This window comes from Mucilaginibacter sp. GW821-FHT07G05 (genome assembly GCF_059418565.1).
On the sequence record NZ_JBWKQC010000001.1, the window covers coordinates 701,394 to 717,257 of the forward strand.

A 15,864-nucleotide genomic window follows, 5' to 3' on the forward strand; every position below is an offset into this window, starting at 1 on the left:
ACACGCATTCAAGCTTCAATCCCCGAAAGCTTCGAATAATTATTGTGCTATGGCAGGTCTTCTGACTATGCTCCTCTTTTACCCCGGCCTTCCCGTTTGCTTACAAACAGTGACCATATTTGAACAGGGCAATAATTTAACGGAGCTTACAGCTGCGGGACAGTTACAGATTTACGCTGTATTCCCTTTTAATTTAACATACATTGTGCGCATGCTAAAACCAAAGCATTTGTAAAAGTACAATATGCATTGGTAAATCAATATTGTTTACTAAAAATCACGCAAAGTTTGAATGCGATGTCAACAGTAAGATAGAAAATAACAATCTTGCATTGTTATTAATTAACTAAAACAAGCCATATAATAGATATATGATAAAAGATACGCTGAAAAATTTGATCATCCGCGACCTTGAAAAGTTAAAGCAAGAGATAGAAGCTTACCAAAATGAGGACAAGATATGGTATATTGAAAAGAGCATATTAAACTCTGCCGGTAACCTTTGTTTACATTTGGTTGGTAACCTCAACACTTATATCGGCGCGGAATTTGGCAAAACGGGTTATGTAAGGAACCGTGTGGATGAATTTGCGCTGAAAGATGTGCCGCGCGTGGAACTGGTGGATAAGGTAGAAAAAACGATTATCATGATCGCGAATACTTTTGAGATGATCTCGGAAGAGCAATTGAATGAAAAGTACCCGGCCGAGATACATTTAAAAGACGTTTCGACTGAATACTTTTTTGTTCACTTGGCAATACATTTAGGTTACCACCTGGGGCAGATAAACTACCATCGTCGCTTATTGGATAATTGAGTGTCAATATACTTTACTTTATAAACAAGGTTATATTATTTTCATTTAAAGAAAACCCATCGCCATGTATGCTGTTTTAATTACATACTACCTAAAGTAACAAATTATGACAACGACAGCACTAACAGTAACCGACCGTTACAAAGGCCAATCAACCGATGAACCTATAAATTTGAACTGGCCCGAGCGATATATATCTATCGCAAGTGGTATTAAACTGGGTCTTTCGGGTTTTAAGAATCTGTTTAAATCGCCATTTTCAAGTATCCTGAAAATTGGCGCTGGCGGCTATCTGTTAACCCGTGGTGTTACAGGCCATTGCGAATTATACACCAAAATGGGCAAAACAACTACCGATGATGCCGTGAATATCAATATACGTTCATCGTTTACAGTAGCGAAGCCTCGTTACGAGGTATACGATTTTTGGCGTAAGCTGGATAACCTTCCCCTGTTTATGAAACACCTTGAAAGTGTTGAAGTACTGGACGACAAACGTTCGCACTGGGTATTGAAATTACCTACCAATGTGGCCCGTGTTAGCTGGGATGCTGAAATTGTAAAAGATGAACCCGGCTACATGATCGGCTGGAGCTCGCTGCCCGATTCCATTATTGACAACGCAGGCAAGGTTCGCTTCCGTGATACCGAAGATGGCGGCACACTGGTTGATGTGGTGATATCATACCAACCACCGGCAGGCGGCTTTGGCGCAAGTATAGCCCATGTATTAAACCCAGTATTTAAGAACATGGTAAATACCGACGTACAAAACTTTAAACAGTATATGGATATCGATAATGAACCCCGCACTATTAATGGTGAGGGCGAAGAAACCTTTATAGTGATCTCGTAATAAGAATCCAACTACAGCAAAAGCATGGGCGTTTTTACGTTCATGCTTTTTTGTTATATCAGGTCAAATGCCCGCGCGTATTCTGCAAACTCCATTACATTTGATATGCCCAGCTTTATTTTAATATTACGGCGATGGGTTTGAACAGTTTCTGCCGATATAAATAGCTCATCGGCAATTTCGGGTGATGATTTACCGGTAGCTACCAGTTTCAATACTATTTTCTCACGTTTACCCAGCGTTGAAAAAGCCTCAAGGTTACGGCGAAGGAACAGGTTTTCGTTCAATATCTTCTCTGCCTTGGCTTCTACATATTTCATGCGTTCAATAGGCACCGCTGTTGTAATAGTTAAGGTGGGGTTGCCGGCTTCGTCCCACATAAAGATCCGGGTAGAGGTGATATGCCATGTCCAATCTGTTTTTCCCTGTAGTTTTACCTGCTGAAAATAAGAAAAGCTTTCTTCGGCACTGTTATTACGAAGCAAAGTGTCCATTTTGGGTAGCAGGCCTTCCATATATTCCATATTGAAGAAACGAGGGTAATAGCCCGCTCCCATTTCCTGTAATTCAGGCAAGGTAACGCCTAATAGTTTAAGCCCGTTACTGGTCATGTAAACAAGGTTGAAATCGCCGATCTGGTGAATCATTACTACACAGGGCATTAACTCGGCATAAGGAGCAAAATCATCTATTTTGCTCAGCGCATCTGGGTTTAGATTCATTATTTAGGGGCTAATATGATCTATTATTCTAAATATGAATAATAAAAAGCATTTGTTAATACAAGCCACTACTGAAAATAATTTAACTACTGATTATCAGTTATTTATTTTTCAGCATAAACACTGGCAAATTATTAAAGGCACAATAGTATGAGAATAAAACCCATAACAAAATATCGATTATTAATATTTTGGAAGATTAAAAAGCCAAATACCCTTAAAACAGAAAAACCCGCTTGTGGGCGGGTTCTTCTTTAAATAATATGCTGATATTATTTTACTGCATCAACGATAGCTTTGAAAGCATCTGGGTTGTTCATCGCTAAATCAGCTAATACCTTACGGTTCAAACCAATTTCTTTAGCGGCTAATTTACCTATTAATTGAGAGTAAGAAATACCGTGTTGACGGGCACCTGCGTTGATACGTTGTATCCAAAGGGCTCTGAATTCTCTTTTCTTGGTTTTACGGTCGCGGTAAGCATACTGTAAACCTTTTTCAACTGTGTTTTTAGCAACGGTATATACCTTGCTACGAGAACCCCAATAACCTTTGGCGAGGTTCATGATTTTTTTTCGGCGTCTTCTCGACGCTACTGCGTTTACTGAACGTGGCATCTTTTGATGTTTTTGGTAGTGAGTGCCCCTTTACGGTGATCTTTAATACTCTAATACCTGGTTAAAAATTTTGTTTAATTACTTACCGATACAAAGCATACGCTTTACGTTACCGGTGTCAGCATCAGATACTAAGCTGGTCTGACCTAAGTTACGCTTACGTTTAGTTGACATCTTGGTTAAGATGTGGCTTTTGTATGCGTTTTTTCTTGCAATTTTACCTGTTCCAGTAAGCTTGAAGCGCTTTTTAGCACTGGAATTGGTTTTCATTTTTGGCATAACTATTATTTATTTGTGTTTAGACGTTTTCGCAACGTTTTATTTTTATTCCGAATATCGAATTTCCGATTTCGAACTTATTTCATTTTTACCATCAGCACATCTGCATATCCACGCATCTGCACATCAAACAATTTACTTTTTACCACCTTTAGGTGCAACGGTTAAAAACATCCGTTTACCTTCCAGTTTAGGCAATTGCTCCACTTTGCCCACTTCTTCAAGCGCTTGCGCAAACTTAAGCAGTAGTATTTCGCCTTGCTCTTTGTATACAATGGCACGGCCTTTAAAGTGTACGTAAGCCCTCACCTTTTCGTTGGCTTCCAAAAACTTAATGGCATGCTTCAGTTTAAACTCAAAGTCATGGTCATCAGTATTCGGTCCAAACCTGATCTCCTTAATAACCGTTTGCTTGGCATTGCTTTTAATCTCCTTCAGCTTTTTCTTCTGTTCGTAAATGAACTTATTATAGTCAGTTACTTTACAAACCGGAGGTACAGCATTAGGTGATATCTCCACCAGGTCTAATTCCTGCTCGGCAGCAATTGCCAGCGCGTCCCTTAGTGAGAATATACCTTGCTCAACGTTGTCGCCTACAAGGCGTACTTCCGGAGCTTTGATGAATTGATTGATGTTATGTTCGGCTTCCTTTTTCTTAAAGGGAGGCCTGGGTCCTCTGTTATAAGGTCTGTTTAATGCCAAGTTATACTGTTATTTCTTTAGTTATCTGTTGTTTAAAATCCTCAATGCTCATGCTTCCTAAATCACCTTTTCCATGCCTGCGAACCGAAACCACACCTTCTGCGGCCTCTTTTTCGCCAACTATGAGCATATAAGGGATCTTTTTAACCTCAGCATCACGAATTTTTCTTCCTATTTTTTCGTCCCTGAAGTCAATTAGCCCGCAAATATCGGAATCTTTTAACACATCAGAAAGTTTTTTTGCATATTCTTCGTATTTTTCTGATATCGGCAAAATGATATACTGCTCCGGCGATAACCATAGCGGGAAATTACCTGCACAATGCTCAATCAATACGGCCACAAAACGCTCTAAAGAACCAAACGGCGCACGGTGTATCATAACCGGGCGATGCTTCATATTGTCGCTACCAGTGTATTCCAATTCAAAACGTTCGGGCAGGTTATAATCTACCTGGATAGTACCCAGTTGCCATTTACGGCCAAGGGCATCCTTCACCATAAAATCAAGCTTTGGCCCGTAAAACGCGGCTTCACCTGTTTCTACCACAGTAGGTAACCCTTTTTCGGCAGCGGCTTCAATAATGGCCGATTCAGCCAATGCCCAGTTTTCGTCAGTACCAATGTATTTAGCTTTATTCTCCGGGTCGCGTAATGATACCTGCGCGGTATAATCATCAAAACCCAACGCGCCAAATACATATAATACAAGGTCGATCACTTTTTTAAACTCTTCTTTCACCTGGTCGGGGCGGCAAAATAAGTGCGCGTCATCTTGCGTAAAGCCGCGTACCCTTGTTAAGCCGTGCAGCTCACCGCTTTGTTCGTAACGGTAAACAGTACCAAACTCTGCAAAACGAACCGGAAGATCTTTATAAGAACGTGGTTTTGTTTTATAGATCTCGCAGTGATGCGGGCAGTTCATCGGTTTCAGGAAGAACTCCTCTCCTTCCTGCGGAGTTTTTATCGGCTGGAACGAGTCGGCACCATATTTTTCATAGTGACCAGATGTTACATACAAGTTTTTATGACCGATATGCGGAGTAATTACCTGCTCGTAACCTGCTTTTGACTGTGCTTTTTGTAAAAAGTTAACCAACTTTTCGCGCAGGGCGGCACCTTTAGGTAACCACAATGGCAAACCCATGCCTACTTTTTCTGAAAAAGCGAACAACTCCAGTTCTTTACCCAATTTACGGTGGTCGCGTTTTTTAGCTTCTTCCAGTAAATGCAAGTATTCTGTAAGTTCGCTGGCTTTAGTAAAAGTAACACCATAAATACGTGTTAACTGTTTACGGCTTTCATCGCCACGCCAGTATGCACCGGCAACGCTCATCAGCTTTACAGCCTTTACAAAACCGGTGTTAGGTATATGCGGACCACGGCACAGATCGGTAAAGTTACCTTGCGAATAGAAGGTAATTGAACCATCGGGCAGGTCTTTGATCAGGTCGAGCTTGTACTCGTCATCCTTTTCGGTGAAGTACTCAATAGCATCGGCTTTGCTAACCGGTTTACGAATAAACTCCGATTTGGCCTTTGCCAGCTCGATCATCTTATCCTCGATCTTTTTAAATTCTTCGGATGAAAATTCGCGGTCGCCAAAGTCAACGTCGTAATAAAAGCCGGTTTCAATAGCCGGACCGATACCGAATTTAGTACCCGGATACAGCGCTTCAAGCGCCTCGGCCATTAAGTGGGCCGATGAATGCCAAAAGGTAGATTTGCCTTGCGCATCGTTCCAGGTAAGCAGCTTTACTGCACTATCCTTTTCAATGGGCCTGCTGGCATCCCAAACCTGGCCGTCAACTTCGGCTGCTAATACGTTACGTGCTAAACCTTCGGAGATCGACTGCGCGATCTGCATGGAAGAGATTCCCTTGTCGTACTGACGAACGGAACCATCAGGAAGTGTAATGTTAATCATCTACAACTATGATTTATTGTTTAAAATGTATTACTTATAGTAGATCGCCTACTAACGCGATCTGTAAAATTATCCTGCAAAAATAGGAATTTATTTGGGATGAAAGATGTTTTTTAACCGCTGAGATAACGGAGTTTTACGCAGAGTTACGCAGAGTATATTACTTGAGTAGAATTGTGAGCTTTTGTTAGCATTAATTCATATAATAAATTCATTTATATAATCTATGCGTACTCCGCGCAAAACACTCTGTTTCCTCCGCGGTAAAACACATCTTAAAAAAATATAAAAACCCCTTTAAATGTACATACATATCTACTATATTGCATCGCCAAATAATCTATCTTATGAACAAAACACTCAAATGTATCATCGCATTGCTGTGGAGTATTACGGCGATGCCTGCCATGGCGCAGCAAAAAGAACCTGTTGATTATGCCGACCCGTTACTGGGCACATCCGAATCGCGCTGGATGCTGAACCCGGGCGCTACCATGCCTTTTGGTATGGTACAGCTTAGTCCGGATAACCAGGGCGGCGTATGGAAAGGCGGTTATGAGTACACCCTTGGTAACGTAGGCGGCTTCAGCCATATCCACTCCTGGACCATGGCCGGGCTTTCGGTAATGCCAACTGTTGGTCCGCTTAACGTGGTACAGGGCCCGGCAGATGGCGCCACTACGGGATGGACGACCGGTTACCGCTCGCGGGTTGATAAAGCTACCGAAGTGGCCACTCCAGGTTACTACGCGGTTACCTTATTAAATGGCAACATTCGCACAGAAATTACAGCTACTACCCGCGCGGGCTTCTTCCGGCTCACCTACTCTGAAGCGCAGGACGCGCATATTTTGTTCGACCTGGATATCCCTGCCGAATACGCTTACGAGATACTCGATGCTAAAATAACCAAGGTGACCGATAAGGAAATTGAAGGTTACTCCAAGCAGAAAACAGGTTTTAATGAATATACAGTACATTTTGTAGCCCGGTTTAATAAGCCCATGAAAAGTTTTGGTGGCTGGCAAGGCAAGGATGTAAAAAGCAACATCAGCGATATTGCCGGTAAAGGCCATATTGGCGCTTATGCCGATTTTGATGCAACCAAAGGCGAAGTGATTATGCTGCAAACAGGTATTTCATTGGTAAGTATTGAGCAGGCGCGGCTGAACCTCGAAACGGAAATGAATCCTTTCAACTGGGATTTTGACGCGGTGCGCAAACATGGCCGCGATACATGGAACACCTTATTAAGTAAAATAAAGGTAGAAGGCGGTACAGACATAAACATGAAAAAGTTTTACAGTAACCTTTACCGCTCCTATTGTGCACGTACTACCTGGAGCGATGTTAACGGTAAATATGTTGATGTATGCGAAAATGTAAGACAACTGAAAGACCCAAAATCGCCGGTTTATGGCTCAGATGCGCTGTGGAACACCTTTTGGAACCTTAACCAATTATGGACGCTGGTAAACCCCGATCTGGCTGATAACTGGGTGAAATCATTATTGGAAATATATAAATATGGCGGCTGGCTGCCCAAGGGCCCGGCCGGGATTGAGTATTCGGGCATTATGGAAGCATCGCACGAGATACCTTTAATAGTTAGCGCCTACATGAAAGGTATTCGTAATTATAATGCCGATACCGCTTTTAAGGCTATGCTGCATAACCAAACAGTGGAAGGCATCAACCACCCTTGCGGAGGCTTTGCAGGTAATAAATTTTTGAACGCTTATATGAAACTTGGCTTTGTCCCTGATGAACTCGGGCAAGTATCAAACACACTTGAATATGCTTACGATGACTGGTGTGTAGCCCAAATGGCCAAAGCTTTAGGGCACGATAAAGAGTATAAAACCTTTATAAAACGTGCTGCCAACTATAATAATGTGTTTGATAAGGAAACCAAATACATCCGTATGAAACACCAGGACGGTACATGGGTAAAGGATTGGACTCCATATTGCTGTACATCATTTGATAAGTCGGGTTATTTGGAAGGTAACGCCTGGCAGTATACTTTTTTTAACCCGCACGATGTGCAGCAGATCATTAATTTGGTGGGTAAGGATGAGTTTAATAACCGACTGAATGAGGGTTTTGAAAAATCATCCAAATTTAACTTTAATGCTGATGCCGACATTTACGACAGGGTGCCGATTAATCATGGTAATCAACCCAATATGCAGGCAGCCTACCTGTTCAATTATTCGGGCAAGCCGTGGCTTACACAAAAATGGGCACGCGAAATCATGAATAAATATTATGGCGATAGCCCGTATTACGGCTGGCTGGGCGATGAAGATGAAGGACAGATGGGTGCATGGTATGTAATGAGCGCGATGGGTTTGTTTGAAACCAATGGCGGCGCTTCTGTAAAACCGTTCTATGAAATTGGCAGTCCGCTATTTGCCAAAACCGTTATCACGCTTGATCCGGCTTATTATTCAGGAAAAACGTTCACTATTGAAGCTTCAAATGTATCTGATACTAACCGCTACATACAATCGGCCACGCTGGATGGCAAACCGCTGAACAAACCCTGGTTCTACCATTCCGAACTGGTTGACGGCGGCAAACTGGTATTAACCATGGGTCCGCAACCTAACCCGAGCTGGGGCAGTAAACCTGAAGATGCACCTCCGTCGATGAGTAAGCGGAAGTGAAATATCGTTGTTATAAAATGACTTTTTTGTCATTTCGATCGTAGAGAGAAATCTTCTTCGCTATGTAGGTGTACTACCTTTATTGAGCAGAAGATTTCTCCTCGTACCTCGTTCGAAATGACAATTTTGGTTTAGACTTTATTACACGGAGTTACACAGAAATTTAAAATACAACTCTGTGTAACTCCGTGAAATCTTTGTGCCCTTTGTGGTTAAATAAATAATTATTAACTCAACTTCCAATCAGGCCTTTCAAAATGGCAGGTATACCCATAAGGATTTTTCTGAAGGTAATCCTGGTGTTCTGCTTCGGCATTCCAGAAATCGGTAGCCGGTACAACTTCGGTTACTATTTTGCCGGGCCACTTGCCCGATGCTTCCATCTCTGCAATTAAGGTATTAGCTGTTTCGCGTTGCGCTTCATCAAAATAGAATATAGCCGAACGGTACGATGTGCCTATATCATTACCCTGCCTGTTACGTGTTGTAGGATCATGAATTTGGAAGAAGTATTCCAATAGTCCGCGGTAAGACAAAACAGACGGATCAAATACGATCTCGATACCTTCCGCGTGTGTTCCGTGATTGCGGTAAGTCGCATTAGCAACATCGCCGCCGGTGTAACCAACCACAGTTGAAATAACACCCGGCTGATGCCTAAATAGTTCTTCTACTCCCCAAAAACAACCACCAGCTAAAATAGCTTTTTCAGTACTCATATATATTTTTTCTTAGTAATATAAAGGTAAGCAATAACCATGCAAATGGTGTCAAATACATGTCATTGCATAGCGACGCTCATACCTTTAAATCTTCATTTTTGACTTAAACAGTAAAGGCACAATTTCTTGTGCCTTTATAATAAATTTGGTTTCGATTAATGTTTTTCTTCCACATGGGCTTTTTTAGGCTCGGGGTGCTCGGTACCCTGGTGGCAACTGTTACAGTTTACACCGGTTTCGGCTATCATACCTAACGAATCTTTTTTGGCCTCGAAATATTTTTTGTTTAGCATGGCCGTCATTTTAAACATTTTACGGGCCATTTCTTTTTCGGGCTTGGCATCACTTGCCCAGTCCATTTTTTTAGTTTCCTCATTACGGGTATGGCAAAAACCGCAGCGTACACCCAGCGCGTGCTCCCACTCTTCCATTACCTCGTGCATGGCATCCTCTGAAATATTTTTCGGCAGCACTTTCAGGTTCTTAAACTTCTTCTCTTCAGGTTCAGGGGCTGATTTAAGCGAGGCCATTGACGACAAAACAACGGCACATGATAAACCAATTGTGGCAAACGTTTTTTTATTAAATAACATATTTGGGGATTAATGAAGTAAATATAAATATCCCTTTCAAAATGTTTACAAAAGGCTGACTATTTTTCTGCTTGTTTCACTAATGTTACATAAAGCAATTTATCATAGGCTTGTTGACTAAGATCCCACAACACTTCGCGAGCAGCGGCATCATTGGCCATAGCCGATGTTTTTGCCACACGGCATTTATTAAAGTACTGCCCGCTTTTAGTATGTAAACCATTTTGCGTGGCAAGGTAAATGGTAGTTCGAGCACCTTTTTCTGCCGATATCATAAACGGGCGGACCAGTGTCATGAGCAGTTTCATAAAACCAGTGATACCTTTCCAGCTAATGCCATCCCAAAAATTACTTTTAACTACGCCAGGGTGCAGCGCAAATGAGGTGATACCCTTGCTGCCGAATTTTTCGGCAAGTGATTTTGTGAAAAAGATATTGTACAGCTTGGCATTGGCATAAGCATGCATTGATGAATACTTTTTAACCCCGTGCAGTTCATCAAAGTCAGGTCGCCCAATTTTATGCCCTTCCGAACTTACGTTGATCACCCGGGCTTGTCCGCGTTCTAACAAAGGCAACAAGGCATTGGTCAATACAAAGTGACCTAAATGATTAGCAGCAAAAGTTAGCTCATAACCATCAGTACTTAACCCGAACTCCGCAAAAATACCACCTGCGTTATTAATCAGCACATTTATGGCAAACAGCTTACTCTTTAAAGTTTCAGCGGCTTTGTATACACTTTGCAGATCAGTCAGATTACAATATACCACATAAACTTCGTGGTTGCCCGTTTCGGTTGTTAACTGTTTAACCAACGCCTCCCCTTTGGCAACATCCCTCACCAACAGGTATAAGGCGTGCTTCTTTTTAGCCAAAGCAATGGCCGTTTCTTTACCTATTCCTGAAGTTGCCCCTGTTATTACCGTGGTGATTGCAGCCATCTGCTTAATTAGTGAATTATTGAATGAGTAATATAGTGAGTTGCAAATTAACTAAACATAACCTTTTATTCACCAGTTATTGTTGCTACTTTCCCTATCGCTCATTCACTAAATCACTAATTCATTAATTATTCTTAGCTCGCTTCGGCCAGCTTTTCATTTTCGAGGATACTGATGAGCGCTTTTTCGGCAGTATTGAGTTCTGATGCTTTTACATCTTTGGTTTCATCCAGGTCTTTGATGTATTTAAATATGTGGCCTTCTTCGTAGCTTTTTATCACCGTAGGGTGCACATAGTATTTTTTACAAACGGTACGGGTATTACCTAAATTAAGCGCGACTTCATCCAGCACGCTCACTATCTTTTTACGGCATTCGGTTAACGTTTCAAACTCCCCGGCTGCCTTAAAGGCATACAGGGCACTCACACTGCCTGCCCAGGTACGAAAATCTTTAGCGGTAAAATCTTCGCCGGTTATTTCTTTTAAGTAGTTATTGATATCGCCCGAACCTATGGTACAGCGTTCGTTAGCATCATTATAAAACTGGAATAGTTCCTTACCCGGTATATCACGGCATTGTTTTACCAAATGGGCCAGCTTTTTACTATGGAGGGCTATTTTTTGGTACACGCCTTTTTTACCCTTAAACTCAAACTTCATGTCGGAACCTTCAATTTTCACATGCTTATCCTGCAAGGTGGTTAAGCCGAAAGAACCATACAATTTTTTATACGACTCATTGCCTACGCGTATGCTGGTCAGCTCCATTAAGCGTACCACCAAAGCAACCACTTTAGGGAAATCGAGATTACGACGCAGCAAGTCTTTATCAACCTGTTCGCGTATGGCAGGGAGGTGCGAAGCGAAGGTTTGCAGCCGGTGATATTTTGATTGATTACGGATCTTGTTCCAATCGGCATGATAGCGGTATTGCTTTCGGCCTGCCACATCTATACCCGTAAATTGCAGGTGCCCGTTCTCATAAGGTGAGATCCAAACATTGGTGTAGGCCGGCGGAATCACCAGTTTGGTAAAGCGCGTTACCAGTTCTTTATCCTTTACCAGTTTGCTTTCCGCATCGTAAAAGCTCCAGCCTTTTCCGGCTTTTTTACGGGTATAACCGGGTGTGGTATCGGCCACATAGCGCAGCCCAACCGCCTTGGCTGTTGATTTTGGATCGCGGCCAATCTTCTCAAGTTTTTTTAATAATCGGTTCATTGTAATTATTACAATAGCACAACCGCCATTAATGTTTTAATGCCGCTATATTAGCAATACAATAAAAGTATTTATTATGGGCTTAGATATCTCCATCAACGTAAACAACCCCGAAGAAATATTTGACACCACTTATTACGACCCCGAAGAACGCAACTTTTACCAGCATGGTTTAAGCCGTACATTCTGCAATTTTATTTCGCGCAGGGATGTGATGAGTGGCGAGCCGGAGCTTGATCAGATAGGCAGGCTTACCTGTATTGATATTACGCCGATATACAATATGAACAATTATGGCGATGACGAACAATTACGGTTCATGCTAAGCCATACTGAAACCGACGAAGAACGCAAACAGATCATCGACAGCAACACAGCTAACCGCGACAAGTTAAAAGGCAACATTAGCCCAATGCTTTTGCTTATCAATAACCTGATAGAAAAGCTTTCGGTCGTTAAAAACCTGCCCGAATTATTACAGCAACAACCCGGCGACCCTGATACACTGAACCATAATGCCTATTTCGCTAATTTTGATAAAGACACAGGCGATGGTTATATGGATAATAACTTGGGGCAAGACTTTCGCAACTTTCGCCGGTTTTTGGTCTACGCTAAAAATAACGGTACCGAAACCGTGTATTTTACTTACGGATAAAATCCTTGTGAGTACTTTGAATGTTTTACCCTTAGCTGACCATAGCGTTTAAACAATTGATAAACTTTGGTTATTCATTTACAAAAACCACATATTTATGAAATACAATCTTTTAGGTAACACCGGCTTGCTGGTGTCTGAAATTTGTTTTGGCACCATGACCTTTGGCGGTACCGGTTATTGGGAAGCCATAGGTAAAATTCAGCAACAAGAAGTTAATGATCTCATGAAAACCGTAGTTGATTCGGGGATCAATTTTATTGATACGGCCAATATTTATTCTTTTGGCGAATCAGAAACTTTGCTTGGCCAATCTATCAAAGACATTGGTATTGCCCCTAACGAGCTGGTGATCGCCACCAAAGTACGCGGAAAGATGAGCGAGAAACTGAACGATACCGGTCTTTCCCGTTACCATATATTCAACTCGGTTGATGAAAGCCTGAAGCGTTTACAACTCGACCATATCGATCTGCTATACGTGCATGGCGTTGACCTGCGTACCACTATTGAGGAAACTATGCGTGCGCTTAACGATATTGTACAGACAGGAAAGGTACGTTACATTGCTGTTTGTAACTGGCCCGCCTGGATGGTGATGAAAGCTGCCGGAATAGCCGAACGCAATGGCTGGAACAAGTTTGTAGGCTTGCAATATTTCTATTCTTTATCGGGCCGGGATATTGAACGTGAGATACTTCCGCTGGCTGCCGATCAAAACCTGGCGGTATTGCCATGGAGTCCTTTAGCAGGAGGTTTCCTATCGGGAAAATACACCCGCGATGGTGACAAATCAGGCTCACGCCGTGATGCTTTCGATTTCCCTCCTATCAATAAAGACCGGGCTTATGATATTATTGATGTAATTACCTCGGTAGGTAAAGAGCACAACGCCTCGCCGGCACAAATTGCTTTGGCCTGGGTACGTTTACAAAAAGGTATAACCAGCACTATTATCGGCGCGAAAAACATCGACCAGTTAAAAGACAATCTTAAATCTGTAGGGCTGGAATTAACCGCCGAACAACTTCAAAAAATTGATGAAGTAAGCGCCTTGCCAAAAGAATATCCGGGCTGGATGGTTGAACGGCAAAACGCTTAAAGTTGCAGGTTGTGTGTTGTAAGTTGTGAGGGGAAACATAAGACAGTTTACCTACAACTTACAACACACAACTTACAACTTCCTCAAAACGTCCACCACATACTCCACTCCCTGCGGATGCACATCCAAATGGCTTACAAAACGAATGCGGTGCTTATCGGTGCTCATGGCGTGTATGCCTTTCTCTTTAAGCAAAGCAAGCACCTGTTCGGCAGGTTGCACGGTATCAAACAATACGATATTGGTTTCGGTAGGCATTACCCCTGTCACCCATTTCAGCTTGGCTAATTCACTGGCTAATATCTGCGCATGGGCATGATCTATCTTCAGGCGCTCCACATGATGATCGAGTGCATAGATACCCGCGGCAGCCAAAAAGCCCGCCTGGCGCATACCTCCGCCTAATACTTTACGAATGCGGCGCGCGTACTTTATCGTTTCCTTATCGGCAAGTAAAACCGAACCTACGGGCGCACCCAGTCCTTTTGAAAGACATACCGAAATACCGTTAAAATATTTACCATAATCAATAGCAGCATCACCCGTATGGGCTAAGGCATTAAAAATACGGGCACCATCCAAGTGTAATTTAAGGCCTTTCTGTGAGCAGAGCTGTTCTATAGGTTTGATATGATCAAGCGTGTAGCAACTGCCTCCGCCCTTGTTTACTGTATTTTCGAGCACTACTAAACTGGTATGCGGAAAGTGGATGTTTTCGGCATTGATCTCCGGTTCTATCATTTCCGCCGTTAATATCCCGCGGTAGCCGTTCAGCAAACGTGTGGATACACCCGAGTTAAAAGCAATGCCGCCGCCCTCATAACGGTACACATGCGCGGTTTGGTCGGCAATAAGTTCGTCAAGCGGTTGGGTAAAACATTTAATAGCGATCTGGTTGGTCATGGTACCCGACGGACAGAAGATTCCGGCTTCCATACCGAATTTGGCGGCAGCCTTTTGTTCCAGTTCGTTTATGGTTTCATCTTCACCAAAAACATCGTCACCCACACGGGCGCTCATCATGGCATCGAGCATGCCGGGTGTAGGCTTGGTTACGGTATCGCTGCGGAGATCGACTGTTAATTGCATGTTTTTAATTTTAGTACTATTTTAAGGCACAAATCTAATTTTTATTGGCTTATATAAATTGGCACGATGCTTTATCCATGTAACAATTTTAGCAGTACCATTTTAAATAATGCCCTCAATGAGCGTAATAAAAAGAGCATATTTGTGTTTAACTATATTATTTGAATAAAGTGAAAAAAGCAATTCTATCATTTATAAGCATTTGTTTTGTACTAACGGCTACAGCCCAAAAATGGCAGCCGGGTGTGTTTACCGATATAAAAGGCAATACCGAAACCGGTTTTATCCGCCCTAATCCGTCGGGTAAAGGCCCCGTTAAGGATGAAGGCTTTATCGAGTTCAAAAAAGATGAAAAAATGAACCCTATTAAATTAAGCGCGGGTGAACTGCGCTCGTTTATGGTGGGTAAAGATAGCTTTGTAGTTGCCCATGCGCCGAAAAATGAAAGCTGGGGAAGCAAGGAACTTGATTTTGTAAAGGTAGTACTCAACGAAGAAGTTAAACTATACCTGGGCAGAGGCAGCAGCGGTGGCGGCGGTTTTCGTCCCGGACTTTCAGGTGGCATTGGTGGAGGTAGCGGCGGCTACGGAGGTGGTGTAGGCGGCGGAGTAGGCATATCATTTGGCGGTAATGGTGGCGGCGGTAAAGGCAAGGCCACTTATTACTTTGGTGCCAATACATCCGAACTGGTACAACTCACCCCAAATAACTTTATCGATATTATGAGCGACATTATGGGCGATGAACCCGAAGTGGTCGACAGGATACACGAGAACAAGTTCAACATTAATAATATTGAAAAATTGATAGCCTATTTTAAAGCCGTAAAGGCAGAACACGCCGCACAACAATAAATATTTTAGAATATTTAAGCGTCGATAAATATTTATCGGCAAATTAAGCGAATGCGAGGTGTAAAACAACCTCGCATTTCTTTTTGGCA

The 15,864-nt window shown here is 42.4% G+C and carries 16 protein-coding genes and 1 riboswitch; of the genes, 6 read left to right on the forward strand and 10 right to left on the reverse strand.

The features are described 5' to 3' along the window. Window positions 1–34: 34 nt before the first annotated feature. A riboswitch (cobalamin riboswitch) is annotated at window positions 35–240 on the reverse strand. 131 nt (window positions 241–371) lie between these two features. Beyond that, window positions 372–818 (forward strand): DUF1572 family protein, encoded by a 447-nt coding sequence (locus AC07NA_RS02875; protein WP_494895519.1) that lies wholly within the window; start codon window positions 372–374, stop codon window positions 816–818. 106 nt (window positions 819–924) lie between these two features. After that, complete coding sequence (locus AC07NA_RS02880) at window positions 925–1,674, forward strand: SRPBCC family protein (RefSeq protein WP_494895521.1); 750 nt, start codon at window positions 925–927, stop codon at window positions 1,672–1,674. 53 nt (window positions 1,675–1,727) lie between these two features. On the opposite strand, the gene AC07NA_RS02885 is transcribed toward AC07NA_RS02880, so the two are convergent. The 5 genes from AC07NA_RS02885 to thrS all read right to left on the reverse strand — a co-directional run bounded on the left by AC07NA_RS02885 (window position 1,728) and on the right by thrS (window position 5,921). Then, entirely contained in the window at window positions 1,728–2,396 is a 669-nt protein-coding gene (locus tag AC07NA_RS02885; protein ID WP_494895523.1) for a response regulator transcription factor, read from the reverse strand. Window positions 2,397–2,668: 272 nt separating this feature from the next. After that, entirely contained in the window at window positions 2,669–3,013 is a 345-nt protein-coding gene (gene rplT / locus AC07NA_RS02890; protein WP_345209226.1) for a 50S ribosomal protein L20, read from the reverse strand. A gap of 78 nt (window positions 3,014–3,091) precedes the next feature. Then, a complete protein-coding gene (gene rpmI / locus AC07NA_RS02895; RefSeq protein WP_114003955.1) occupies window positions 3,092–3,292 on the reverse strand; it encodes a 50S ribosomal protein L35 in 201 nt (66 codons plus the stop codon). 135 nt (window positions 3,293–3,427) lie between these two features. Beyond that, window positions 3,428–3,994 carry a translation initiation factor IF-3 gene (infC, locus tag AC07NA_RS02900; protein ID WP_345209227.1) on the reverse strand — a complete coding sequence of 189 codons (567 nt, stop codon included), beginning with the start codon at window positions 3,992–3,994 and terminating at the stop codon, window positions 3,428–3,430. A 1-nt stretch (window position 3,995) separates the two neighbouring features. After that, entirely contained in the window at window positions 3,996–5,921 is a 1,926-nt protein-coding gene (gene thrS, locus AC07NA_RS02905; RefSeq protein WP_345209228.1) for a threonine--tRNA ligase, read from the reverse strand. 347 nt (window positions 5,922–6,268) lie between these two features. Between thrS and AC07NA_RS02910 the strand changes: the two genes are divergently transcribed. Continuing rightward, window positions 6,269–8,593 (forward strand): GH92 family glycosyl hydrolase, encoded by a 2,325-nt coding sequence (locus AC07NA_RS02910; RefSeq protein ID WP_494895527.1) that lies wholly within the window; start codon window positions 6,269–6,271, stop codon window positions 8,591–8,593. A 227-nt stretch (window positions 8,594–8,820) separates the two neighbouring features. Here the strand turns inward: AC07NA_RS02910 and msrA are convergent, their stop codons facing one another. The 4 genes from msrA to AC07NA_RS02930 all read right to left on the reverse strand — a co-directional run bounded on the left by msrA (window position 8,821) and on the right by AC07NA_RS02930 (window position 12,072). Further along, entirely contained in the window at window positions 8,821–9,312 is a 492-nt protein-coding gene (gene msrA, locus AC07NA_RS02915) for a peptide-methionine (S)-S-oxide reductase MsrA (protein WP_494895529.1), read from the reverse strand. Window positions 9,313–9,470: 158 nt separating this feature from the next. After that, window positions 9,471–9,908 (reverse strand): c-type cytochrome, encoded by a 438-nt coding sequence (locus tag AC07NA_RS02920; RefSeq protein WP_494895531.1) that lies wholly within the window; start codon window positions 9,906–9,908, stop codon window positions 9,471–9,473. Between the two features lie 59 nt (window positions 9,909–9,967). Beyond that, a complete protein-coding gene (locus AC07NA_RS02925; protein WP_494895533.1) occupies window positions 9,968–10,852 on the reverse strand; it encodes an SDR family oxidoreductase in 885 nt (294 codons plus the stop codon). Between the two features lie 134 nt (window positions 10,853–10,986). Beyond that, window positions 10,987–12,072, reverse strand: coding sequence for a DNA topoisomerase IB (locus AC07NA_RS02930; RefSeq protein ID WP_494895535.1), 1,086 nt, complete (start codon window positions 12,070–12,072; stop codon window positions 10,987–10,989). Window positions 12,073–12,148: 76 nt separating this feature from the next. Here AC07NA_RS02930 and AC07NA_RS02935 point away from each other — a divergent pair, with 76 nt between their 5' ends. Both AC07NA_RS02935 and AC07NA_RS02940 read left to right on the forward strand, forming a co-directional pair. Further along, on the forward strand, window positions 12,149–12,730 hold the full coding sequence (locus AC07NA_RS02935) for a hypothetical protein (RefSeq protein WP_494895537.1): 582 nt from the start codon (window positions 12,149–12,151) through the stop codon (window positions 12,728–12,730). A 97-nt stretch (window positions 12,731–12,827) separates the two neighbouring features. Beyond that, window positions 12,828–13,832: an aldo/keto reductase gene (locus AC07NA_RS02940; RefSeq protein ID WP_494895538.1), complete on the forward strand. Its 1,005-nt coding sequence runs from the start codon at window positions 12,828–12,830 to the stop codon at window positions 13,830–13,832. Between the two features lie 72 nt (window positions 13,833–13,904). Here AC07NA_RS02940 and AC07NA_RS02945 read toward each other — a convergent pair whose 3' ends face one another. Next, window positions 13,905–14,921 (reverse strand): threonine aldolase family protein, encoded by a 1,017-nt coding sequence (locus tag AC07NA_RS02945; protein ID WP_494895539.1) that lies wholly within the window; start codon window positions 14,919–14,921, stop codon window positions 13,905–13,907. 170 nt (window positions 14,922–15,091) lie between these two features. Here AC07NA_RS02945 and AC07NA_RS02950 point away from each other — a divergent pair, with 170 nt between their 5' ends. After that, complete coding sequence (locus AC07NA_RS02950; protein WP_345209237.1) at window positions 15,092–15,775, forward strand: hypothetical protein; 684 nt, start codon at window positions 15,092–15,094, stop codon at window positions 15,773–15,775. The last annotated feature ends 89 nt before the right edge of the window (window positions 15,776–15,864 follow it).